The sequence below is a fragment of the Emticicia fontis genome (genome assembly GCF_054779675.1).
Map to the genome: position 1 here is coordinate 183,664 of NZ_BAAGXU010000001.1, position 24,802 is coordinate 208,465.

Annotated in this window: 23 protein-coding genes; 11 read left to right on the forward strand and 12 right to left on the reverse strand. The window is 39.1% G+C overall.

The window, feature by feature from the left end:
- Positions 1-13 precede the first annotated feature (13 nt).
- Positions 14-694, forward strand: coding sequence for a carbohydrate-binding family 9-like protein (locus tag ACYVFA_RS00765; protein WP_460469870.1), 681 nt, complete (start codon positions 14-16; stop codon positions 692-694).
- 48 nt (positions 695-742) lie between these two features.
- Here the strand turns inward: ACYVFA_RS00765 and ACYVFA_RS00770 are convergent, their stop codons facing one another.
- From ACYVFA_RS00770 to ACYVFA_RS00785, 4 genes are all read right to left on the reverse strand, one after another.
- Positions 743-2,191: an alpha/beta fold hydrolase gene (locus ACYVFA_RS00770; protein ID WP_460469871.1), complete on the reverse strand. Its 1,449-nt coding sequence runs from the start codon at positions 2,189-2,191 to the stop codon at positions 743-745.
- Between the two features lie 67 nt (positions 2,192-2,258).
- Positions 2,259-3,068 (reverse strand): AraC family transcriptional regulator, encoded by an 810-nt coding sequence (locus ACYVFA_RS00775; RefSeq protein WP_460469872.1) that lies wholly within the window; start codon positions 3,066-3,068, stop codon positions 2,259-2,261.
- A gap of 8 nt (positions 3,069-3,076) precedes the next feature.
- Positions 3,077-3,454, reverse strand: a complete 378-nt coding sequence (locus ACYVFA_RS00780; RefSeq protein WP_460469873.1) for a hypothetical protein — start codon at positions 3,452-3,454, stop codon at positions 3,077-3,079.
- Between the two features lie 239 nt (positions 3,455-3,693).
- Positions 3,694-4,215, reverse strand: coding sequence for a DNA topology modulation protein (locus ACYVFA_RS00785; RefSeq protein ID WP_460469874.1), 522 nt, complete (start codon positions 4,213-4,215; stop codon positions 3,694-3,696).
- Between the two features lie 186 nt (positions 4,216-4,401).
- On the opposite strand from ACYVFA_RS00785, the gene ACYVFA_RS00790 reads away from it, so the two are divergent.
- Positions 4,402-6,579 (forward strand): TonB-dependent receptor, encoded by a 2,178-nt coding sequence (locus ACYVFA_RS00790; RefSeq protein WP_460469875.1) that lies wholly within the window; start codon positions 4,402-4,404, stop codon positions 6,577-6,579.
- Positions 6,580-6,803: 224 nt separating this feature from the next.
- Here ACYVFA_RS00790 and ACYVFA_RS00795 read toward each other — a convergent pair whose 3' ends face one another.
- Complete coding sequence (locus ACYVFA_RS00795; protein ID WP_460469876.1) at positions 6,804-8,102, reverse strand: hypothetical protein; 1,299 nt, start codon at positions 8,100-8,102, stop codon at positions 6,804-6,806.
- Positions 8,103-8,207: 105 nt separating this feature from the next.
- On the opposite strand from ACYVFA_RS00795, the gene ACYVFA_RS00800 reads away from it, so the two are divergent.
- Positions 8,208-8,666, forward strand: coding sequence for a hypothetical protein (locus ACYVFA_RS00800; RefSeq protein ID WP_460469877.1), 459 nt, complete (start codon positions 8,208-8,210; stop codon positions 8,664-8,666).
- Between the two features lie 27 nt (positions 8,667-8,693).
- Here the strand turns inward: ACYVFA_RS00800 and ACYVFA_RS00805 are convergent, their stop codons facing one another.
- Entirely contained in the window at positions 8,694-9,665 is a 972-nt protein-coding gene (locus tag ACYVFA_RS00805) for an AraC family transcriptional regulator (RefSeq protein WP_460469878.1), read from the reverse strand.
- 72 nt (positions 9,666-9,737) lie between these two features.
- On the opposite strand from ACYVFA_RS00805, the gene ACYVFA_RS00810 reads away from it, so the two are divergent.
- Positions 9,738-10,127, forward strand: coding sequence for a hypothetical protein (locus ACYVFA_RS00810; RefSeq protein ID WP_460469879.1), 390 nt, complete (start codon positions 9,738-9,740; stop codon positions 10,125-10,127).
- 141 nt (positions 10,128-10,268) lie between these two features.
- On the opposite strand, the gene ACYVFA_RS00815 is transcribed toward ACYVFA_RS00810, so the two are convergent.
- The 3 genes from ACYVFA_RS00815 to ACYVFA_RS00825 form a co-directional block, all read right to left on the reverse strand.
- A complete protein-coding gene (locus tag ACYVFA_RS00815) occupies positions 10,269-10,694 on the reverse strand; it encodes an SRPBCC family protein (protein WP_460469880.1) in 426 nt (141 codons plus the stop codon).
- A 189-nt stretch (positions 10,695-10,883) separates the two neighbouring features.
- Positions 10,884-11,378: a DinB family protein gene (locus ACYVFA_RS00820; RefSeq protein ID WP_460469881.1), complete on the reverse strand. Its 495-nt coding sequence runs from the start codon at positions 11,376-11,378 to the stop codon at positions 10,884-10,886.
- A gap of 303 nt (positions 11,379-11,681) precedes the next feature.
- Positions 11,682-12,371, reverse strand: a complete 690-nt coding sequence (locus ACYVFA_RS00825; protein ID WP_460469882.1) for a helix-turn-helix transcriptional regulator — start codon at positions 12,369-12,371, stop codon at positions 11,682-11,684.
- 181 nt (positions 12,372-12,552) lie between these two features.
- Here ACYVFA_RS00825 and ACYVFA_RS00830 point away from each other — a divergent pair, with 181 nt between their 5' ends.
- From ACYVFA_RS00830 to ACYVFA_RS00845, 4 genes are read left to right on the forward strand one after another with little or no spacing between them, the layout of a single operon-like run.
- Positions 12,553-13,194: a hypothetical protein gene (locus ACYVFA_RS00830; RefSeq protein WP_460469883.1), complete on the forward strand. Its 642-nt coding sequence runs from the start codon at positions 12,553-12,555 to the stop codon at positions 13,192-13,194.
- Between the two features lie 17 nt (positions 13,195-13,211).
- Positions 13,212-13,793, forward strand: a complete 582-nt coding sequence (locus ACYVFA_RS00835) for a hypothetical protein (RefSeq protein ID WP_460469884.1) — start codon at positions 13,212-13,214, stop codon at positions 13,791-13,793.
- On the forward strand, positions 13,790-16,075 hold the full coding sequence (locus tag ACYVFA_RS00840; RefSeq protein WP_460469885.1) for a histidine kinase: 2,286 nt from the start codon (positions 13,790-13,792) through the stop codon (positions 16,073-16,075). The genes ACYVFA_RS00835 and ACYVFA_RS00840 overlap by 4 nt, the downstream gene beginning before the upstream one ends.
- Positions 16,076-16,093: 18 nt before the next feature.
- A complete protein-coding gene (locus ACYVFA_RS00845) occupies positions 16,094-16,885 on the forward strand; it encodes a LytR/AlgR family response regulator transcription factor (protein ID WP_460469886.1) in 792 nt (263 codons plus the stop codon).
- Between the two features lie 32 nt (positions 16,886-16,917).
- Here the strand turns inward: ACYVFA_RS00845 and ACYVFA_RS00850 are convergent, their stop codons facing one another.
- The gene (locus ACYVFA_RS00850; RefSeq protein WP_460469887.1) at positions 16,918-18,504 is read right to left on the reverse strand and encodes an SBBP repeat-containing protein; all 1,587 of its coding nucleotides are present in this window, start codon (positions 18,502-18,504) and stop codon (positions 16,918-16,920) included.
- A 178-nt stretch (positions 18,505-18,682) separates the two neighbouring features.
- On the opposite strand from ACYVFA_RS00850, the gene ACYVFA_RS00855 reads away from it, so the two are divergent.
- Positions 18,683-20,500: a tetratricopeptide repeat-containing sensor histidine kinase gene (locus ACYVFA_RS00855; protein WP_460469888.1), complete on the forward strand. Its 1,818-nt coding sequence runs from the start codon at positions 18,683-18,685 to the stop codon at positions 20,498-20,500.
- A 12-nt stretch (positions 20,501-20,512) separates the two neighbouring features.
- Here ACYVFA_RS00855 and ACYVFA_RS00860 read toward each other — a convergent pair whose 3' ends face one another.
- The gene (locus ACYVFA_RS00860) at positions 20,513-21,157 is read right to left on the reverse strand and encodes a response regulator transcription factor (protein ID WP_460469889.1); all 645 of its coding nucleotides are present in this window, start codon (positions 21,155-21,157) and stop codon (positions 20,513-20,515) included.
- A 134-nt stretch (positions 21,158-21,291) separates the two neighbouring features.
- Positions 21,292-21,717: an ABA4-like family protein gene (locus ACYVFA_RS00865; protein WP_460469890.1), complete on the reverse strand. Its 426-nt coding sequence runs from the start codon at positions 21,715-21,717 to the stop codon at positions 21,292-21,294.
- 54 nt (positions 21,718-21,771) lie between these two features.
- On the opposite strand from ACYVFA_RS00865, the gene ACYVFA_RS00870 reads away from it, so the two are divergent.
- Both ACYVFA_RS00870 and ACYVFA_RS00875 read left to right on the forward strand, forming a co-directional pair.
- Positions 21,772-22,227: a RidA family protein gene (locus tag ACYVFA_RS00870; RefSeq protein ID WP_460469891.1), complete on the forward strand. Its 456-nt coding sequence runs from the start codon at positions 21,772-21,774 to the stop codon at positions 22,225-22,227.
- A 109-nt stretch (positions 22,228-22,336) separates the two neighbouring features.
- Positions 22,337-24,727, forward strand: a complete 2,391-nt coding sequence (locus ACYVFA_RS00875; RefSeq protein ID WP_460469892.1) for a M1 family metallopeptidase — start codon at positions 22,337-22,339, stop codon at positions 24,725-24,727.
- The last annotated feature ends 75 nt before the right edge of the window (positions 24,728-24,802 follow it).

A 24,802-nucleotide genomic window follows, 5' to 3' on the forward strand; every position in this document is an offset into this window, starting at 1 on the left:
TCACTCTTTTACAATGCTATATTTCCTGTATCCTTATATCCTGTTCTTTCTTATGCCATTATCAGACTATTCGATTGCCCTTTCAAAAAATGAATGGAAATCACTCGATCAGAAATATTTCAGACATTCAACCGATGGCCTTCAGGCTCCGCAAGAAACGCTGGTAAAACTGAAATATGATGAAGGATATCTATATGTTGATTTTGAATGCAGACAAAACCCATACTGGAATGAGAATACCTATACGGTTCATAATACTGAAATGTATAACCAGGAAGTATTTGAGGTATTTATAGCCGAGGGCACAGCAGTACCTGACAGGTATTTAGAGCTTGAAATAAATCCGAATAATGTCTTATGGATCGGCAAAATCCATAATCCAACCAAAGGACATGGCGGCGGAAATTCAGCAGACATGATTAGCTACGAAAATGCCGGTATTAAACATATGGTACACACCAATGGCGAAACCTGGAGTGGCACGCTGCAAATACCTTTAACATTGATTGGCCCGGAACAAACCAAAGATTATCGTGTCAATTTCTATCGCATTGTTTCACTGAAATCGCATACTAATAAAGATTGGAAATGTAACCCAAAGGAATGTAATTTCTTGTGCTGGAGCCCAACTATGAGCGGCAAAACACCTGCCTTTCATAGACCTGAGTATTTTGGGAAGATGCATTTGAAATAATGATAAATAAACCAGGCATTTGTACTTCCTCATACAAATGCCTGACTTTTAATACACAATAATATCCTTATCGGTAGAAACTACTTTTTTATGAGGATTATTCAGAAACTGCTGAATAAAACTATCCCCTTCTCTTCTGATTAATGGCCCATGTGAACGCCCCTTAAACAATACCCGCTGACTATTGGGCATAAAATGATAAAGCATATCATTATAAACAGGACGAGTAGCAGGGTCTGTATCTCCAGCTCCTAAAAGCACGGGCACTTTAGTGTAAAAAGGCATTTTAGTTTCAGCAGCAATAGCGGGTACTTTCCAACAATCGCACATACTTCGATATACATCATTGACATAGTAATTGGCTCCTTTCATATAAGGGTACAACTGATATTGTTGCTTGATAATCACATCGCGTGCAAACGCCATTTTATCCGAACAATAGACTGATAAACGCATACCTGATGGCCCACCACCACTAAAAATACCATCCAGAAACTCTTTCATATATACCTGATGATGCCCTTGTATCATTTCTGAAACCATAAAAGGTATTTCTTTTAAACGTCCGAAATCAAAAAGCGTACCTTCCAGATACCCAATCAACTCACTTTGAGAATAGTGGATAGTCAGGCTATCTTTGGCATCTTTAGGTAAATATTTAATAGTAAAGTCTTTACCTGTGATAGCCGTAAAATATTGCTTGAATCTATCCTTCAATTTTCCATAGGGCAATCTTGCTATTGTATCGGCTTCATATTTAGTCAGAACTGTGTTTAAAGCCTCGTTAAAATTGGCTAGTTCCTCTTCATCAATATTAACAAATTCTGGTAGTGGAGAATCTAAAATCAAAGATCGGATGCCATCAGGATAATTTTTAAGAACTGTTGGCATGAGTCCACCACTATAAGAAATCCCAAACAGGTTTAACGAATCAATTTTCAAGGCTCTGCGTAAATCTTCTATATCAGCCGCACTTTCAACGGTATTATAACCTGTTAAATCTATGCCTTGTGCGATTATTTTTGCCCTGCATTGCTTGACTCCTACCAAGATCATACTGTCTTTAGGCAGATTATATTGAAATGCTTTCTTTAAGGCCTTACCTATTTCATTGCAATCCAGATTCGGTACGGCAAATTGAGTACCTCTTTGTTCAAATGAAATCAGGTCGCGGTCTTTAATCAGAGAACGATGATGTGCTGACTGAACAAAACCTAATGAACTACTGCCCGGACCACCGCCAGTAAAAAGCACAGGGTCTTTCTTTTTATTTGGATTATTGCTTTCAGCAATGGCAAAAGGTAATTTGATTGTCTTTCCCGTTGGTTTATTTCTGTTTTCAGGGACAATCAGATAACCGCACACCGTTTTCAGGCTGCTATCGGCCTTGAAGGTACAAGGACAGGACTCTATTTTTGGGGTATAAGCAGGTTTCTTCTGTGCAAATGCGACACTTACCGAAAGGATTACTAAAGTGATGATTGAAAGCTTTTTCATGAATATTACTGTTTTTTCAGCAAATCTATAGGCTTTCATAGGCAAAACTTAGTAAAAAATGGACAATCTAAGCCAGGTTATCAATTAATTTTCGTCCGGTAAATTTTACTACATCTTTATAAAAATGGCTCATATCATAATAGCCAAAATCATAAGGACTAAAGTCTGATTGAGCAGCTACATAATTCTGCAAGGCAGTACGAACCCTTATATTGGAGAAATAATTCTTTGGCGTTGTGCCTATTACCTGATTAAAATAGCGGTAAATGGTTTTGTTGGTAGCAAATACCTCTCTGGCTACTTCGCTGCTATTATACTCCATATTGCTGATATGGTAGGTTTCAATAGCTTTCTGGACAGTTCTGAAATAATGCTCTTGATTTGCTTGCTTTTTAAATCGGCTAAGAAAGAAATTCTGCAATAGAATCACCCGCTCTTCAAAATTATCTACCCTTTTGATTTCCTGAATCAGTTGAGCAGGTAGAAGTGTAGCCAGATTAACAAGCTTATCTCCTAAGGCACTTTGTTTAATGCCAAAAACAGATTCAAAACCTCCGGGTGAAAACTTAACGGTGAAGATATGGTCGGTTGGCAGGTTGTATCGCTCAACAATAGCGTTCCTTAAAAGCAGCACATCTTCATCCGGCTGAACCAAATATTGGTTATCATTAATTAATAACTGATAGGGAGAACCTAAATTAAACCAGAAAGTAGGCGTCCAGCTCGGAAAAAGCCTGACATTGAAATGTTCATTGGCAATATGTACACGCGTAGCTTGTGGAGAAGATTCCGAGAAAAATTCGATATAGTCTGCCAGCTCTCCGCAGGGAGACTGGTACTGATATATCTTATGAATATTATCAAAAATCTCAACCATCGTTGGTTTTAATTATTCGTCAGTACTTTACCCATTTCTTCACCCATTTTTCTCATACGGGCATAGTTTTCGTAAGTATTCTTCGATTTGTTCATTTCTATTTTCAAATTGCCCGGATACATTTTGATGTAGAAATTCATTTGGTTATCTAAGGCAATAGTACCGTCGATTCTTGAATTTTCGAAAGAAAAATCTCCACCATTTTCCAGTTTATCATCCAGATAGCGCTGTACTTCTTTGGTTCTGTCTTCAGGAAAATGAGCTGCAAATTTATAAAAATCTTTAGACTCACTATGTGAGATTGAAATATCTCCTCTGTTTCTGCATGAAGAAAAAATACCTGCTGACAAGACAGTAATCAAGACTAAGTTAAATAGCTTTTTCATAATTTTATAAAAATTAACGGTTTATAATTCATAATTTCTATTACAAATATAAGGCAATAAAAGATACATTGTTATACATAGTACCTTGTTATTGCTGCATTTTATACAAACGGCATTAGGATTGGATAAGTGGTGATTATTAAGGTTGAGCTTTTTTCATCATTTCAATGAAGGCGCGTCAATTAATAAAATACCAATCTTACTTATTGACATTAGATGATTATTGGTGAGAAAAGTTGCTAAAAAGGGCTATTTTTTTCTAAATCAGCCAGAAAGCGTTTGACTTGTGCAGGCCTTTGAAATATCAGCACTTTGCGACTAGCTGCATATTGAGCTATTTTCTCTAAAACTATCGGGCGATAAGATTTCCGATAACCGATAATCCAGAAGATAAATTCCCAATCTAGTTTTTCAGGGCAGCCCTCAGTCATATCTGGCCTGGTAGTACCCCGGTATTTGAAGAATCTTTTTATCACTCGCTGTAAACATAACAGGGTCGAAAAATCAAGAAAAATAATTGTATCAGCTGCTTCAAAACGGGTTGAGAGGCTACTTTGATAATTTCCATCAATCACCCACTTGGTTTGATTTACCAGATTTTCTACTATCTGGTATTCCTCTTCACGAGAACGCATTTTCCAACCCGGTTGCCAGAATTCTTTATCCAGATGAATCACAGGCAAATGCAGAATTTCCCCTAATTGACGTGCTAATGTAGATTTACCAGCACCGCCACAACCCACTATAGCGATTCTTTTCATGATTCCTATATTCATTAGAGTACTTTACAAATTTACGGCTTTCTAAGTAGGTTTCATTCATTTATTCTCCTCATCCATCTTTTTAGAAACCTAATTTACTCCTCGAATAGCTGTGTTTGTCGGAAATCGCTACTGCTACGAATGGCATTTAGATAGGTTTGTATCAACATTTAAACGAATCAGCACATGAGCAAGCTACTACCTTATCTCCTATTTCTCTTTTTTCTGATACCTCAATTATTTGCACAAACCACCATTAAAGGACGCGTAACTGATAAAAAGGGAGAAGCACTACCGGGAGCCAATGTATTCATCAAGGGTAGTTACGACGGTGCTTCGAGTGATGCCGAGGGGAATTTCAGTTTCAGAACCAGTAGGAAAGATACGGCTACATTAGCTGCCAGTTTTGTGGGCTATGAAAACTTTGAGCAAAAAATCACCCTAACTCATGCTACACTTGAAGTACCTGTTAAAATGCAGGAAATGATGAATGCACTGAATATGGTTACCATTACCGCAGGTACATTCGAGGCATCGGATAGTAAGAAAATGGTGATGCTCAAACCGCTTGATATAGTCACTACCGCAGGCGGTGGTGCTGATATTGTGGCTGTGATGCAATTATTGCCCGGCGCGCAACGCGTAGGTGAGCAGGAAGGCTTATTTGTAAGAGGTGGCTCTGCCAACGAAACCAAAACCATAATTGATGGCATGATTGTTCAGAATCCATTCTTTAGCAGTACGCCCGATGTGCCTCAACGCGGACGCTTCACCCCCTTTATGTTTAAGGGTACTGCTTTCAGTACAGGTGGGTATTCGGCGCAATATGGGCAAGCACTTTCGTCGGTGTTATTATTAAATACCAAAGATAAAACTGACGATGCCAGTGGCTGGAATATCAATGCAAACCTGGCTGGTCTGGGTGCTGCTTATACTTATAAAGGAAGTATCACTGGCTCGTTGTATTATACCAACCTCTCGCCTTTTTTCAGTCTGATGAAATCGAATGTTCAGTTTGATAAAGTGCCACAGGGCTTAAATACTTCATTGACTGTGAATGAAAATCCTACTAAAAACAGCACATTGAAGTTATATGGTACTTATTCTGATAATCAATCGGCTATGTTGTTTCCGTCTTATGACGAAGTAGGTGGTAATTATCGTTTCGATTTGAAGAATAAGAATGTATTTACGAATGGGACTTATCAGGTAAATTTTGATGAAGGGAGATGGGTGCTTTTAACAGGCTTATCTTATAGCCGCAACACTGATCGCATAAAAATTGGCGCTGACGACGGAGATAGATTGGATGAACGTACCCAAGTGCGTGCGGTGATGACAAGGCTATTTGGGAAAAACAATACCAGCTCGGTTTTATTCGGAGCAGAGTTTCATGCCATTAAAGTAGGTAATATTTATAATCAATATGATTTAAGTTTGAGAGATAATTATAGCGCGGCCTTTGTAGAAACAGAGGTTTACCTGACACCAAAGCTCGCCGGAAGACTTGGTATGAGAACCGAATACACCAGTGTTATAAGCAAAGCTAATATTGCCCCGCGTATCTCACTGGCTTATAAAACCGGGCAATATAGTCAGGTATCATTAGCTGCAGGGCAGTTTTACCAGACACCAGAGAAGAACTATTTATATCTGAATCAGAACCTGGGCTATGAATTAGCCAACCATTTGATTCTGAATTACCAGATTATCAAAAACGACCGCACTTTCAGAATAGAGGGTTTCAAAAAAGGGTATAAGAATCTGGTTGTAGAACACACGACTTATTATGACCCGAACCCCTATCGCTTTCCGACAGGCCCGACAGATAATAGTGGCAAAGGTTATGCACAAGGTTTCGATGTGTTTTTCAGAGATAAGAAAAGTATCAAAAGTGGTGAGTTCTGGCTGACTTATTCTTTTCTGGATACCGAGCGTATGTTCAGAAATTATCTGAAAGAAGCCATGCCTACTTTTGCTTCCAAACACAATGTAAGCGTAGTATATAAACAGTTTTTTGAAAAAATCGGGACGAATGTAGGTGTCACATTTACCCATACAAGCGGCCGCCCGAATTATGATTTTGCTACCCCCTCTTTTATTCCGACCTATACTAAACCGTATGAAAATGTAAGTTTATCAGCCAGCCATATCCGCACTATCAAAGGAAACTTTATTGTATTCTATGCGACATTAGATAACCTCTTTGCCCGTAAAAATGTATTTGGCTATCGTTATTCAGCCGATGGCAAACAACGCTTTGAAGTGATTCCTCCGATGTATAGAACATTTTTCATAGGCTTATCCATGAATCTATCTAAACAACTATCAAAGCCTAAAGAGGCTGATTTGGATAATTTGTAGTGATGGTTGGAGAAAGGAGAAGGGAACATGGCAAAAGGACTGTGTGTCACGCGTATACTCGTCCGTAAAAGCGCGTGGCACGCATAATGCACTTGACAAAATTCCCTAACAATTGCTTGTCTTTGACATAAAAGATAATTTAAAGTAAATAATGAAAGTAAGTGTGCCACCCACACGGTGGCCGGTTCTTTTTCGGACGAGTATAACCGTGACACACTTTTACATCAAAACTCACTCCCATAAATCACCTTCCCCTTCAAATCCTCCAGACTCACTTTATCTACCTCACAAATCCCATTTGAAGTAAAACCTATCCCTGCTATCAGGCCGAGAGATTGTTCATAAGGTTTTTCGAATATCTTTTTATGGGCTAAATAGACTGTCACCTGCTTATTGATTATCTGTATTTCTAAATCCTGCCATTGGGTAAGGTCACACCCGAAAGGTGATAAATCTGTAGTTTTGCCACTTAAATCTTTCTCACTGATTTTGGCGTTTACCTCACTGATACAACCGGGAATAGTATTGGTAAAATACATAAAGGAATTCTGGCAGAATACCTCTGTCATAATCCAGGGACAAAGGGTATTTTTGATTTTGCGCAGGCGGAAACGTGCTTTATATCTGAAGTTGTCCCCTGCCACATCCATCAGTTTCGGGCAGAATGTGTAGAAATAAATCTGGTCTTTCTGGAAATCTATATTATTGGTCTCGATAGCTTCATCGGTTACGCCCAATACGCCATCGTGTATCGCATTGCCTTTGCTGAAGTATCTGGGCTTCAACTCCATAAAATTAGCCTTACTATAACAAAACCAGTCTTTGTGGGTAATATTAACGCCTATCTCTTTCAGGATTTTGCCATTGGCTATGAGCTTGGCTTTGTGGTAGCCTGGTTCGTAATAAATATCCGTCAGTGTATGGCTGTTTTTTAAAATCCCTACTCTGGTTCGCTCATTCCACGATTGTTGGAAATGGAAACTATCGGCCTCAACCTTATCTACATTATAATTGAACACTACGCTATTCGGGATATTCTCCGAGCTTGTTTGTTTGGCCGAAAAATGGATATTATCCGGGTTGTTCTGTGAACCCAATAAGGGCGTTTTCAACAAAAAAGCAATGATTATAATTAGCACACATAAACCTACACCAATCCATAGATTCGAACGAGGCTTTGTTGGTTTAATAGCTGGCTTAAGAACTTCAATAGGATTTCCAGCGGTATTGGTTAGGTCAGGGTTTTCTAACAATTTCTGGGTTTTGAAATCGTGCCAGCCTGCATAGCCAATAAAGATAGTCAAAGCATTGAGTGTAGAGGTTTGTGGCAGGCGGTCGAACTGCCCGTTCAGAATACGTTTCAATGTCGAAAGACTAATCAGAATTTTGGTTCTGGCTTCGATCGCTTCACTCAAATGCTCCATATCACGCTGCGACAGCCTCGTATGTTCTGTATAACCCATCTGTTTTTTCAACTCAAACAAACAGCGTTGCACCAGTTCTTTATCTTCTATCGTATTCATTTTGAACGTATTTTGACCCTAATTGAACGGCTTTTGATTGTAAAAATACAATGAAAAATTTAGTTTTTTGTACTATCAACAACCCAACCACTTATCATATATTCTATGAAGACGTATTATAAAGTTATTTTGCTAACCGGATTTATTGCGGGATCATTAGACCTGACGGGTGCTATCATCTCTTCAACTCTCATGAATGGGAAATTCCCGAGTAAGATATTTCATTATATCGCCAGTGGAGTCTTTGGGAAAGATGCTTTTAGTGGAGGCAATGTCATGATTCTCTGGGGTGTATTATTTCATTATTTCATAGCTTACTCATTTACTTTTTTCTATTTCTGGATTTATCCGAAAGTCGGATTTTTGCATATCAATAGAATCATATCAGGTATTTTATATGGGGCATTTGTGTGGGTAATCACCAATAAGATAGTTTTACCCTTATCAAATGTGGCACCAGCACCGTTTGATATAACCCGAGCTATTGTGGGCATGGTAGTACTGATGCTGATGATCGGGCTACCAATTGCCTTCAATGCCCATAAATACTATGCGGTTGAATAAAAATAAATGGTTTCTGCCCGTACGAACTTATGAAAAAGCTTTTTGACGCATACGGTCGGGCGCATCACCAAACCACTTTTTGAATGAATGGATAAAGGCTGCCGGCTCAGAATAGCCCAGCACATAAGATATATCGGTAATGGTAAACCGATTATGACGGATCAACAGGTTGGAGATTTGTTTCCGGAGATCATCGGTAATTTGTCGGAAAGTTATATTCTCAGTAAGTAATCGTCGCTGAAAAGTGCGAGGTGTAAGGTGGAATGCATCTGCTACACTGGCGAGGTCTGGTAACTCGGGTCTGGCTAAGTGTAGCGATGCTATTTTTACTTTATTGGCAAAACTCGTTTCCGATTTCAAGCCCTCAATCAGTTTCAGATATTCTGGTATCAATATGTCTAGTTGCTGCCTGCTTCTATCCTGCAAAGTAGCTTTTAAAATAGTTGGGGTAAAATTGACGGAATAATCTTCTGATGCCTGCCAATCATTGGGATAATCTTTAGAAAAGAATGGCGAAGTTTTAATAATTGTTACCTCATTAGTAGTCATCAGATTGATTTCTCGGGCAATCACAGTCAGAATATTTTCCAGAATAATCCGATTAGCTTCTGCTTTATCATTATTAATCTTTAAGATAATATTTACAGAATCAGCTTCAACTATTGTCTGAATATTGACAATCGGGAAAGTGGCGCTTACATACATTTGCAAATAGTATAAAGCCTCTTCTATGGTAGTAGCTTGCAGTGATATACGATAAATAAGTCCTAAAGCCCCTAAGTTCAGAAAATTACCCAGGCGAATGCCCAAATGTTCGTCTCTCAATTGCTTATTTACTTCATTAATAATCGCATAAAAATCTTCTTCGCTCACCGTTTCGGTTTCATCTAAAAAATTAACCGCAGGTTTCTCCATTAAACCAAGCAATTCCTGTCGGGAGACACCTCTCATATATCCATATTCTATCACATGATGCAGATGAAGCGCTAATATTTTCATTTTGTCGTGAATTATCAATTCTGAGTGGAGAGGCAAATCTACCTTTGTTTCATCATTAAACATTGATATAATATGACAACTTTAAAAAATGTATTGCTCATTAATGCCCTAAGCTCAGGTGCGACAGGTCTTTTATTAATAGAATTTCCCTCTTTCACAGCCCAATTATTTGGCGTATCTCAAACCATGCCTTTTATGGCTACGGGTATTTTTCTGGTAGCGTTTTCCTTACTGGTCTATTATGCCTCACGCCAGAAAGCCACCAACAAAACTTTAGTTCGCTGGATTATCGCTTTAGATATCATGTGGGTAGCAGATAGCCTCATTGTAGTAGTAGGGCAATTATTTGGTTTTACCCTGATTGGCTATGCCATTACTACGGCAGTAGCTTTATGGGTAGCTCTGATGGCCTTCTTGCAGATAAGGGGATTGAAAGAAAGACTTGTGTTGAATGCCGAGTAATTTTCGTGGATTGACCCCATCCCTAGCCCTTCCGTGCGGCGTCCGCCCCAACAATGGAGACAAAAAATCTCTTGCCCTACTGTTTGGGAGCGAGGATTTTAACTCCTTCTCCATTGTTGGGAAGGTTGGGATGGGGTGTTTTTATTCCTCCTCCGCCACTTGTTTTATTCCATCCATCACATAGCCCCAATCATTTTCTGAACGCTCTAAAGCTGCTTCATCTTTATAACCATTCTGTGTGATAGTCAATAGCGTTTCATCGCCCTGCTCTTCTATGGCATAACCGATATTAGCATAGTTTTCGGGTTTATCTTCTGTGCCACTCAGGTTGCTCCAATAGTTATAAGTCAATGATTTTTCTGGTTCAAAAGCCAGTACTGTGCCTTTGTCTTCATATGGCTTATCATCCCATACACCTGAGAATACGATTGGGCTACCTACCTCCCACGTGGTTTTGGTTTCTGTACCAAAAAGGTATTTCTTAATTTTTTCAGGATTAATCAAGGCATCCCAAACCTGAGCTTTTGGTGCTTTGATTGCAATTGTTTTTTTCAATTCTTTTGTCATGATTATTTATGATTTAGTGCTGTTATTTAACTGGCTCTCTTAAGATAGTTTTTAGCTTTTCAGGTGCCTTCTTACGGAAATCTGAAAGATAAATCTCATGATGCAGACCATTTCTTTGCAGTTGGTGAGTTTATAATAGAGAAGGGATGTGATTATCCCCTCTATACTGTTGTCAATGTTGTGTCAAGGTTAAAAACTTTCATCCGCACTTGGCCCATAGCTACCCGGAATCGGAATATCTAATAAGCGCAAATACACACCTAATTGTGCTCTGTGATGGATAATCTGACTTAATGACATTCGCAACACATCAATTTTTGGGCTTACATCATAAATGGTTTCACCACTACGAAGTGTCCAGTCTTCATGAAGTTTATCAGCATACTCTTCTTTCAAGTAGGCTCTGCCTTCTTCCAGCGTTCTTTCAAAATAATCTAATAGCTCTCCGGTAGTACTGACATTTTCTACCTGATAAGGGTTCTTCGCAAAGTCTAACTCATCTGTTGTCAAAGTCATTTTAATCCAGGATGGTAGCTCGGCAATGTGTGTGGCTAAGCGTTTAATGGTCATGCTTTTTTCGTGTGGTTTCCAGTCATACTTGTCGTTTGGAACAATCGCTAACATTTTGCGGGTAGTTTGAGCTTCTTGCTCCAATTGTCGTGAGAATTGCTGAATAATGGTCATTTTGTGCTGTGTTTTAGTTTACCTTACAAAGTAAACACACGCCACTGACAACCCTATGGCAGTCGGTTTTTGGAATTTTTATTTTTTTTTTGGATTTTGGATATACCGCTGTGTGCATTTCACCGCCTAAAACGGTCCGCCGCCGCGGTCGGTGGCTAAGAAAACAAAGGAACAATTTTGTATGTAAGCCGGACTTAAGCGGCCGCCGCTGTCTGGCGATGTATGCAAAAAAGACCCGCGCGGCTTACGCTTTGTTATCTTAGGCAGCGAATTCTATTCGCTTTCACTCTGAAGAACGAAGACCTAATACTCCACTGGCAACTGATAATCGCTCAGTTTAATATGATTTGCTTTTCTGAAAGGAATTGCCACATCATGAATACTTCGGATGCGTGAAATCTTAAAATCCCGATACTCTTCCCGCAGATGGCACCAGGCGATCATGTGCCAGCTAAAGGCATAAAAAACCAACCCGATAGCCTCTACCTGCCGACTGCTGATTTCTTCTTTCATATTGGTATACTGAATATCCAGAATATGCCGGGAGATGATGGCATTCTGAATCGTACTCAGGTATTCAAAATCATTATCATTATTCAGTCGTTGAGGTACTTGCAGTTTGATATTATCGGTCAATAACTCTACCTTTTCTTTCTGGCTGGCTCGTAGTACTGATTTTACTTTATTAAGCGCAGAAGAATAATGTTTTCTGATAGACTTATCGGCAAAGCCCATGGTTACACTTTCCATGAGTAAAAGCGCATTGGCTTCTTCAATACTAAATGCCACCGGCGGCAGGAAATAACCCGGTACAATAAAATAGCCTTTCTGGTTCTCAAAACTTACCGGAATCCCTAATTCGCCCAATGCCTTAATATCTCTGTAAACCGTACGGACACTAATTTCAAACTTCTCTGAAATGCTCTCGGCACTCACAAATTTTCTGGATTGTAGTGTAGTTACAATAGCCATCAGGCGGTCGATACGGTTCATGGGTATGCTTTATAGAAGATTTTACATCAAAAATAGCAAAGTATTTACTCCCATAAAAGCCTATTTTACTCCCCCAAATTCGGCCTTCGTCAGAAACTCCTGTCTTGCCCGATCTCTACCTTATAATTTTGAATCGTCAATCAGGCACAAGACATCATTAATCATTTAAACACCTTTGAAAATGAAACGAATTATTTTAACTATCAGCTTTTTATCTTTAATTTTCGTCAAAACTTTTGCCCAGAAAGCTGAATATGTATCAGCTATGGAAAATGCGATTAATTTATTGAGCGAGTTTGAAAATACCGAAAACACTAAACAAGGGGTAAGTCAATTAGAACGCATTGCAGCTGCCGAACCTAAAGAATGGCTACCAAATTATTGGGCAACTTATGGTTTAACTAATCTTTCCTTCGCTGAAACCGATGCAGATAAAAAAGACCTATTGCTAGATAAAGCCGATAAATTTCTGGCTGCTGCCGAAAAGCTGCAACCAAATAACGATGAGATTGAAGTAATGAAGTCTTATGTGGCAGGTGCAAGAATGGCCGTAGCACCACAAGACCGTTGGCAAAAATATGGTGGTGCTGTGAGTATGGGCATCCAAAATGCCTATAAACTGAACCCTGAAAACCCAAGAGCCAAGTTATTAGAAGCCCAGGGTATTTTCTTTACGCCAGAGGCTTATGGTGGCGGCAAAAAGAAATCAGCGCCATTGTTTGAAGATGCTTTAGCCAAGTTTGCCAAATTTAAACCGGCCTCTAGCATTGCACCCAACTGGGGAGAAAGAGCCGCCAATTATTTATTATCACAGGCTAATTAAGATAAACCTTCGTTGTCATGCAAGAGACTTATGCTTTGTTGGGTTACTCCGACCTTATTCAGAAAACTGATACGCAACTGAAAAGAAACTTTCTCCTGATATTTATTTTAGGATTGATAGCTGGCGAAGGCAGGTTCTGGCAAGAAGGTGGTTACGGTGAAATACCTTCTACTATCCACGGTATTCTGGAGGTTGTAGTCAATTTAGCAAGGCTCCTGATTGTTTTGATCATAATCGGGCATGGCAGCATACAGGCAGGCGCAAGAAGTTTCTCAAGTTTATTTCGTCTGACACGAAACGAATGGCACGAAGTATGGGAGAACGTCAAGTATAATTTCCTCAATAACTTCTTAGCTATTTTAGTCAACACTATCATCTTTATCATTACAGCATTTGTTATGAATGTAGTCTTGTTTACTTTGCTGGAACATACCACATTTTTAGAATGGCTAAAATCTATCTCATTAGTTAGCCCCACAGCATCCAAATGGCCTGTACTGTTATTTTTTAAGAACATTTCTATTATTCCGTTTACCTTGGTTTTTGAGACCTTATTTGTGATGTGGATTGTAGAACGAAACAAATTAATGAAATCATGAATTACGTACCGTCAGAAATAAAAACCATCTCTGCTGAGGGCATCAGGAATCTGCAAATAGAAACCATTACGGGCGATATAGAATTGCTGGGCAACGAAGAAAACGAGATAAGAATTGAGATATATGCCTCCAAACGCCTGTTTATCAATTTCTTTAAAAAAGAGAATGTAACCTCTCAGGATCTGGGCTATGAAATCGTAAATATCTCGCAACAAAACGATTATTTACGAATTGCTACCCGCAACAATGGTTTCTGGAAATGGGACTGGCTGAGTTTTTTTCAGGTGTCTTTCCGTATTTTTCTGCCTAAGACCATTAATGCTGTCATAAACACCACCGTAGGAGATATTTCGCTGAATAACCTGATTGGCAAACAGATGCTTCGCACATCAGTAGGAGATGTAAAGATTGCCAATTCAACAGGAGAAGTACAAGGAAAGGCTTCTGCAGGCAACGTAAAAATCGGTAACTGTGATATAAAAGCGGATATTTCTACAGCGGGTGGGAATATTCTCATTCACAATTCCAAAGGAGAAATTAATGGGAATACAAGTGGTGGGAATGTCCGGCTGGAAAACTTCAGTGGAAAACTCTATACTAAAACAAGCGGGGGCAACATCAGAGCCACTAATATTTCAGGTGAATTCAAAACGTTTACTTTTGGCGGGAATATTCGGCTGGAAAATATGAGAGGAAATATTGGTGCTTCTACCAAGGGGGGAAATATCAATGTTCAGGCCATCGCTATTAACGAATATCTATGGCTCGAAACAAGCGGAGGGAATCTCAAAGCACAATTGCCATTAAACCAGGGTTTACAAATAGAAGCCGATGGAGCCAATGTAAGAACACCTCATCTACCCAATTTTCAGGGTATCAGCAGACATGGATTTCTTTCGGGGAGTACTAATGGCGGAGGTGCCAGTGTGAAATTGAAAGCTTTTGGGGGGAATGTAAGAATATATGCCCCCAAAGCTGAGCTTTATCCTGACATTGCCGATGAACTAAAAAAAAAACAATATAACTGGATAGACCAACTGAACATAGAAAAAGCGCCTGATGTTGGCACTAAGGCTTCTACTTATAATAAAGTTCCACCTGTAGTAGAAACCCCAAGACCTTATTACAAAGAGCGGAATAATAGTTTCAGAACAGGCTTTAAGAATGCCGTTAATCGGCTCAATCCACGTTTTTTGTTTTATACTTTGCTATTTGCTTTGTTTTTTATTTATGGTCTGAATAGTATTTTATACTTTTCTTTAGAGCTATTGAATCCCACATCTTTAGAAGCTGAGCAGAACAAAGCAGTCTTTCTGGCGAACCTTACCACAGGGTTTTCCTGTTTCATCAGTCTGATTATTTTCATTCTGTTTATTGAGCGGTTTCTGACTAAAAACTGGTCGAAATATACCATTCTGGTTGCCTTTACTTATTGTACGCTGATGTTGATCCGGCTATTCCAGAAAGCTTTATTCCTGATAGAAAATGATGGAGGAAAATACTGGACTCACTATTGGAAGATTATGTCAGTAAATTCTCCTACAGGAACTATCCTGAATCAGGGCACTATCTATCTGTTTATTCCGATGATTGCCGTTTGTGTGATTTTCTATAACTGGCAACGCTCTAAAGACCTCGACCGGAAGATTTCAGAGCAGGAATACCAACTGCTGAATCTGGAAAAACTAAAAACCAAAGCCCAACTCAATGCGCTGGAAGCCCGTATTAACCCACATTTCCTGTATAATTCATTAAATAGTATCACCGGCTTGATTCATGATAACCCGGATAAAGCCGAAGACATGACGATTCAATTATCCAAATTATTCAGAGCCACTACAGGGCGCTCCGACCAGAGTTTTCATAGCATTGCCGAAGAACTGGATATTGTCAAATCTTATCTCTCTATCGAGCAGATGCGTTTTGGTGATAGATTGAACTACTCTATCCAGTTAGACCAAGGGCTTGAAAACATTAAAATTCCACGGTTCTTGTTACAACCTATTGTTGAAAATGCTATCAAACATGGGATTTCTAAAATTACGGAGCATGGCATTATTGAAGTAAAAATTACAAAGGAGAATGATTTGATAGCTTTTCAGATACATGATAACGGCCCGGCTTTTAAAGAAGATTTGAGCGGAGGATATGGGCTGAAAAGTATTAGTGATAAATTGCAGTTGATTTATGGCAATGAAGCCAATCTGCAAATCGAGAACAACGATTACAAATCCATTATTATCAAAGTTCCGGTAGAGACTTTAGATAAAATGAGTGTATAACCATTAAATTTGACCATTATGTTTAAGACTATATTAATTGATGATGAACCCCTGGCTATCAGCCGCTTGAAAAGACTGTTATCACATTACAGCTCTGTTATCAGCATCATCGACGAAGCACACAACGGACAAGAGGGTCTGGAAAAAATTGAAGCCCAAAAGCCTGACCTGATATTTTTAGATATTGAAATGCCCTTGATGACAGGTTTCGAAATGTTATCGAACCTATCGTATATGCCAAAGGTTATTTTCTCTACTGCTTATGACCAATACGCCATCAGAGCCTTTGAAGAGAACTCGGTTGATTATTTATTGAAGCCTATCGAATCGGAAAGATTAGAGAAAACGATAGAGAAACTAAAGAAACTGGAGGATAAAAAAGAAGATAATTCACTAAACGCAAACCTCCTTCAATTGCTTGAACAGTTTAAATCGAAAGAAGAAACGCAACGTAGTCCGGCTCAGAAACAGACCACAGCTCATTCTATTTCTGTAAAATCAGGTGAAAAAATTCTATTCATTCCCCTTACTGATATCAGCAATTTTGAAGCAGAGGATAAATATGTATTCCTGAATACAATCGATGGCAAGCAATACCTGACTAATTATACCATTACGAGTTTAGAAGAAAAACTACCTGATAATTTCATTCGGGTAAGTCGTGCATCAATTGTTAATTCACATCTGATTAAAGAATTACAGAAGTATTTCAATGGAAAATACTTAGTGGTAATGCGGGATAGTAAAGCGACAAAAGTTGAAACGGGCTCAACGTACGGGGATAATTTAAAAAGATTGATGGAGATATAGCGTAGCAAGTAGTGATACTACATTGCACAATATCATTGGCAATTCCCTAAGATTCTGGCAGTAAAAACACTGCCATTCGTCGCGGAGAAACCAGCATTGAGTTGCACATAATTTCCACCCTGATAAATCACATTTGACGCGCTAGGAATAATATTAACTCCGGTTGTATTAACTGTTGCGGCTGCCTTCTGATTATTGGTACTTGTACCCGTAGGTGTACGCGCATTGGGGCAGGTATTTTGTTGTAAATTCCAGATAAATACGTCCTGATTACCTATCATATTCAAAGTTGTTCCACCAAAATCTGTACTTCCTGAAAAATAGCCAATCGTACAAACATTTTCCGAAGCATCCACTGCAATACCTTGCCCGCTATTGAATTTATTAGTAGACCCTGCCTGCTTTACCCACTTTACTGTACCGATATTATCGTATTTGCAAATATAAGCATCTTGTTTACCAATAGCGGTATAAGTAGTTCCACCAAAATTTGCTGAAGCCTTAAAAGCACCTGCCACATAACAACTCCCTGAATTATCTGCGGCAATAGCATAGGTAAAGTTTCCTTTATCAAGCATTCCTAGCTGTTTTACCCAAATTAAATTTCCAGTGCTATTATACATAGCCGTAAAAATATCCTGGCCTACACCACTTGTAAGGGTGGTGCCACCAAAGTCCGGACTACCTATAAATAAACCTGTAACAAAACAGCTACCCAAACCATCTGCTGCAATAGCCATACCCCTGACCGGATAACTGGTAATGAATCCGGGATTATTTACTGATGGATAACCTATATGCTTGACCCATTGTAAGTTGCCACTGGTATTAAAATTAGCAATAAACATATCGGGATCACCTATGGCGGTTACGTTTGTTCCTGCCAGATTTGCAGTACCATAAAACTCTCCCGTTACAAATATATTTCCTAAGCCATCTGCCGCAATGCTGCTAGCAAGATTAGAGCGCGAAGGAGTTCCACCTTGCTTTGCCCAAATCAAAGTTCCTGCGCTATTATAGCTTGCAACAAAAATATCTTTATTACCCATAGCAGTGAGAGTTGTTCCGCCAAAATCTGTTGCTCCCTGAAACTCTCCTGCTATCACTGCGTTGCCGGCGGCATCAATGGTAATGCCACGACCAATCGCATATTTACCTGCTGCCCCCGCATGAACAACCCATTGAAAAGTACCACTGCTATTATACTTGGCAACAAACACATCATTGTTTCCCACAGGCGTCAAAGTTGTTCCGCTAAAATCTGTGGCGGCGGCAATGTATCCAGTTACATATACATTTCCTCCATTATCAACGGCTATGCCATATCCATAATTAAAAGCACCTGCCCCTCCTGCTTGCTTTACCCATTGAAGGGCTCCTGCGCTATTATATTTAGCTACAAAAATGTCAATTCCAAAAGAAGACAGAGTTGTACCACCAAAATCAGTCGATCCATTAAATCGGCCTGTAACATAGAAATTCCCCGCGACATCTGTGGCAATGGCATTACCATCATTTACCCGATTCGGAGAACCTAATTGTTTTACCCATTGTAAAGTCTGGCCAGAAGTGCTGTGGCAAAAGAACATAAGGATTAAAAAAGTGTATGTATTTCTCATGGGGCTTCATTTTATCAATTACAAAACTCCTAAGAAAAACAACACGAGTAAATCAAGGAAATCCTGTATTTTATCTAAGTGAAAACCCTTAGAAACACTCAGTATAAATCTGTATTTTAATCAGAAATTTGGCAAAATCAATAAAATGCGCCTACATTCGGTCAATATTCTGTATAAAATGAGAAACGGTATACTCATCTTGCTTTTGGTATTTTCGATACAAACGATAGGGCAAACTCCAAAAATTGATAGCCTGAAAAATGTCGTGCAGCAAACGTTGGCAAAATCTGTTTCGGTAGAAAGAGATTCTTTGTTGACGGTTTCTATGTATGCCATTTGTAGTACAATCTCACTTGCCGAACCGGAACTTCGGCAAGTGTGGACAGATTCACTCAGCCGTTTCAGTAAAGTATCCAAATGGCGGCAGAGTATGGCTTATAGCCATCTGGCTAATAGCAGGAATTATCATATGAATGGTTATACTACGCTTGCCTTTAAGGAAATGGAGTCTGCAATTAGGTTGTTCAGACAATTTGAGAATGAAAAGATGTATATGATTGCTTTTTCGAACCTTTCAGTCATTATTACCAACTACCTTTATAATAAGCCCATTATAGATCAGCAAACCGAAAAAAAGTATTTAAGCTATTTGCTTGATGGCTTGGCTTTAATGAAAAAGCATGGAAATCCGACACAGATTGCCAATATGGATTTGAGTCTGATGCAATATTATGCCCGACATAAAGACTACAAAACAGCCAAAAAATATGCCATTGAGGCATCAGAAGTCACAAATACAGACCCCGAAAAATACTTCTACCAACACTATGTAGGTAAATGGTGCGAGGGTCTTTACCTGGCTTATTCAGGTAACAAGAAAGAGGGATTTGAGATAATCAATGCAATAAAATCGATAGCCCAAAAGCCAAGGAATGATGGCATGGATAAATATTTTTTAACTAATAATGGTTTATCATTAGGCAACTATTATCTCGAAAAAAAAGAATACCAGAATGCCATTAACGAAGCTAAAGTCGGCGAAGAGGCGCTAAAAAGCATGAAACTGCCAACTTTTGATTATGCCTTGAATAAGATTTTCTATGAAGCCTATAAGAGTCTTGGCAAGCCACAGGAGGCACTTGCCTATTTTGAAAAAATGCAACTCTACGAGCAGGACATTCAACACAAAGAGGCGTTAGGGCAATACCTCGAATGGCAATTGAAATATGAAGATGAAAAGCAAAAAAACCAGATACAAAGCCTTGAAAACCAGCAACTGACCCAAACCCGAAATTTTCTTTCAATTGGTGGCTTATTGATTTTAGGCGTGGTAGGATATGTGTTTTTTGCAAACAGGCAGCTTCGTAAGAAAAATCAGGAGATTCAGAGGGCTTTGTTGCAAGGGCAAACGATGGAACGGAAACGCATGGCTTCTGAACTGCATGATAATATTTCCAATAAAATTCTGGGTGTGAAAATGCGAGTAGAATTACTCGAAAACGAAAATTTCACAGAAAAAGAACGAAAGAATTATGACTCCACTTTAAGGTTTATTAACGAAGTTTATTCAGATGTACGATTGGTTTCGCATAATCTTCTGCCCGAAGAATTAGAAAAATATGGTTTAATAGTAGCAGTAGAAAATCTGGTTAAAATGCTGAATCTGATAGGTAAAACACAGTTTGATACTCAGATTCAGGTAAAACAGTTAAATCTTTCTCCAAGAATGGAATATGAAATTTATAGTACGATTCTCGAAATGGTCAATAATGTTCTGAAACATGCACAGGCTAAAAATGCCGTCATTTCGATAGTAAAAGAGGAGAAATTATTAAAGATTTCAGTAAAAGATAATGGACAGGGATTGGAAAATCAGGTTAACGGACATAGTTCTATGGGCTTGAAAAATATTCATTCCCGCATTGAGTCTTTGAGAGGAAATATAAAAATAGAGAGTGACGCAGGCACAGAAGTAAAGTTAGAAATACCTGTTTAAAGTACTTTTATATTAATCTACCAAACCATTTTTGATGGCATATTTAATAATACCTACCGTATTCTTTACATTTAACTTTTTCAGAATATTATGCCGATGCGTTTCTACGGTTTTGGGTGCAATGAATAGCTTTTCGGCGATTTCATTGGAAGATAATTCATTAGCCAATAGCCGGATAATATCCATTTCTCTTTCTGTCAATTGACTAAACTCATTAGGTACTTCTTCTTTTGGAATATTATCAGTTAATCCCAATCGCATCAATTCAAAAACGACCGATTCACTAAAATACTTTTGTCCTTTCGCAATGGTTTGTATCGCTTTTTGCAATTCTGATTTCCCTGCACGTTTCATCATATAACCCCATACGCCCGCCTGAAAAGCCTCACGAATCATCTCGGCTTCTTCCGAAACAGATAGCATCAAAACCTTGATTTTCGGATTATTCAGGCGAAGAAAAATAGTCAGTTCAATACCCGACATCTGTGGCATTCTGTAGTCGGTAATTAATAAATCTATCTCATCATTCTTTATAAATTTAATCACCTCTGCCCCATTCTTACAGTTTCCCACCACCTCAACATCGTTAAATGTAGCGATTAATAGCGAAAGACTATCTAAAAAAATTTCATGGTCGTCGGCAATTAAAATCCGCATCAGAAATATCGTTTTTCTTCTAAAATGAAAGAATCAATAGCTTTATCAGTACAAATATCAAAAATTAAACTGAAATACGGTATCAAAATGCTGTAAAGGAATTGCTCAGGAATAACAGCTAAAGATTGATAGAATTACGTCGCATGGGTCTTTGTCAATTTCCGGATTATCCAATAGAGTAAAAAACCAATCGGCCCGAGCATCAGACAAAAGAATAAGCATATACCAACCACTATCCGATTGATGCCTTTGGCTAATGAATCTTTATAAATCCATGTGCCTGCCACTAAATCAAAACAGAGATAATGAATCCACCCTACTAAAACGCTTTGCTCTACTGAAAATAGCTTTTTAATACCTGCCAAAGTGCTGAATGACATAAAATCTAGATTGCCCAGACTTGTCATCACATAAAAAGCATAAATAACCGCAAGTAATACCGGAATGAGATAAGAATCTGCCAGTTTCTGTGTCCATTTCCAGTGTGGAGCAAATATCATCAATAGCCACTGAGGCATTACCAAGGCGTTTACCAAAGAAAAAACAGTTTCCGGATTCATCTATTTTGTTTTTAACACAAAATTTAGAAAATTGTAAGCACAAATCAAAAACACATGAACAAACTTCTTCTAATCGGCTTTTTAGCCCTTTCTACTTCACTGACCTTTGGACAAAACAAAGAAATTGTCGAAACCAAGAAAGCTCCTATTCCTACCGCTCCATACAGTCAAGGCGTAAAAGCTAACGGTATGCTTTATGTAGCCGGACAAATCGGTCTAAAACCTGAAACCAGAAAACTGGTAGAAGGTGGCATAGAAGCTGAAACCCCACAAATCATGGAAAACATCAAAGCCATTGTAGAAGCCGCCGGAGCCACGATGGGAGACATAGTGAACACTACCATCTATATGAAGGACATCGGCAACTTTGCTAAAGTAAACGAGATATATGCCCAGTATTTCACCGGAAACTTCCCTGCCCGCACGACTGTAGGGGTGGCAAATCTGCCCGGAGGTGCCAATATTGAAATTGCCGTAATAGTTGTTTTACCAAAGATTCGTCGAAAATAAGCCCTCTATTATCGCATAAGTGTATAAAAGCGGCATTTTTAATGTGAATCTTTACGCATTTTAATTAGTTTTGTTACTTACTCTTATTTATAAGCCCTTCATCATTTTCATGAAAAACACCATTTTTCTGCTCTGTCTTCTGACAAGCGTCGCAGTGTTTGCTCAACAACCTGCCACTACGCAATACAATGCCAATACCCGCTTCGAGCAGATGGGTACGGAGTTACCAACTCCAAATACCTATCGTACGGCTTCCGGAGCCCCGGGTAAAGATTACTGGCAACAAAAAGCTGACTACGACATCAAAGTAGAGCTAGACGACATTAATCAGCGTATTATCGGTACAGAGGTTATCACTTATACCAACAAATCGCCAGACGAATTGCGTTATATCTGGTTACAACTAGACCAGAATATGTTTGAAAAATCATCTATCAATGCCATGACTAAAACTGGCGGTATAGAGAATAATCAGATGTCTTTTGGCGCTATTCAGGGTATCAATGCCCCGGGTGCAGTAAGAGCTACTATTACTGGCAATAAAGAATACAGCTATAAAATTACAGTAGTAAAAGATGCTAAAACAGGCACCGACCTTACTTATACCATTAATGGTACTATGATGCGCGTAGAAGTACCAACGCCACTGAAAACAGGACAGACCTACTCTTTCCGTGTAGATTGGAGCTATTATGTAAATGAGTATTATGGCCGCGCAGGTTTAGAATATTTCCCTAAAGATGGCAACTACAATTATTTCATTGCACACTGGTTTCCTCGTATGGCTGTGTATGATGATGTAAACGGCTGGCAACACAAGCAATTTATCGGTCAAGGCGAGTTTACTTTGCCTTTCGGTGATTATAAAGTAGAAATTACTGTACCTAACGACCACGTGGTAGGTGCAACGGGTGAATGTCAGAACTATGACAAAGTATTATCGGCAACGCAATTAAAACGCTGGGAACAGGCAAAAAACTCAAAAACGCCTGTAGTAATCGTAACACAGGCAGAAGCCGAAGCGGCAGAAAAAGGAAAACCAACGGGCAAAAAAACCTGGATTTACAAAGCAGCTAACGTACGTGACTTCGCCTTTACCTCGTCTCGCAAATTCATCTGGGATGCCATGCAAACCGATGTCTATAACAACGGACGCAAAATCTGGTCGATGTCTTTCTATTCAAAAGAGGGTAATCCGCTTTGGGGACAATACTCAACCAGAGTGGTTGAGCATACTTTGAGAAGCTACGGTAACCGTACTATCCAGTATCCTTATCCGGTAGCTATCTCTTGCCATGCCACTGCCGGTGGTGGTATGGAGTATCCGATGATTTCATTCAACGGTGGTCGTCCGGAAGCTGACGGTACTTATTCTGAGCAAACCAAAGCAGGTATGATTGGGGTAATTATCCACGAAGTAGGTCATAACTTCTTTCCGATGATTGTGAATACTGATGAGCGTCAATGGACATGGATGGATGAAGGTTTAAATACTTTCTGCCAGTATTTAGCTGAGCAGGAGTGGGATCGTGACTTCCCATCTCGCAGAGGTGAGCCACAATACATTGTGCCTTATATGAAAACCGATAAGTCGCAGCTATCACCAATCATGACCAGCTCTGACAACGTTATTTCATTAGGACCAAATGCGTATGCAAAACCTGCTACGGGCTTGAATATGTTGCGTGAGACCATCATGGGTCGTGAATTGTTTGATTATGCTTTTAAAGAATATGCACGTCGCTGGGCTTTCAAATCACCACAACCTGCCGATTTCTTCCGTACTTTAGAAGATGCTTCAGGTGTTGATCTGGACTGGTTCTGGAAAGGTTGGTTCTATGGTGTTGAGCCTGTTGACCAGGATTTGGCAGAAGTAGAATGGTATTCAATTGATTCACAAGACCCGGTTGCTAAAAAAGCTGCTGATAAAGCAGATGCTGAGGCAAAACGTGAAACGATGAGCAATATCCGTAACAAAACAGATATTAAACAAACAGTTGTAGAGGCTGATTCTACTATGAGAGATTTCTACAACTCGTATGATAGATATGCTGTAACAGCGGCTGATAAACAAAAATCAGAGCAATACAGAGCGAGTTTGTCAGATGATGAGCGCAAACTATTAGAGGCTGGCAAAAACTTCTATGTATTGAAAATCAAGAACAAAGGTGGTTTACCAATGCCGGTAATTGTGAAACTGGATTTTGAAGATGGTACCAGCGAAATCGTGAGAATTCCGGCTGAAATCTGGCGTACGAATGACAAAGAAATCAAGAAAACCCTTCCTACTACCAAAAAAGTAACGAAGTTTACGCTTGACCCATTCTATGAAATCGCAGATATTGACACAGCCAATAACGCATTCCCTCGTGAGCCTGAAAAACCAACTAAATTCCAGGCTTTCAAACAAAGAAATTTCTTTGGCGCCCAAGGGCCAAACCCAATGCAACAGGCGAAACAAAATCAGCCTGCGGGTGTACAAACTGGCGGAAAGAATTAATTTCTTATCTGTTTTCCATAAATACAAGAAAGCCGAAGCAAATGCTTCGGCTTTCTTTTTTGCGTATAAAATCCG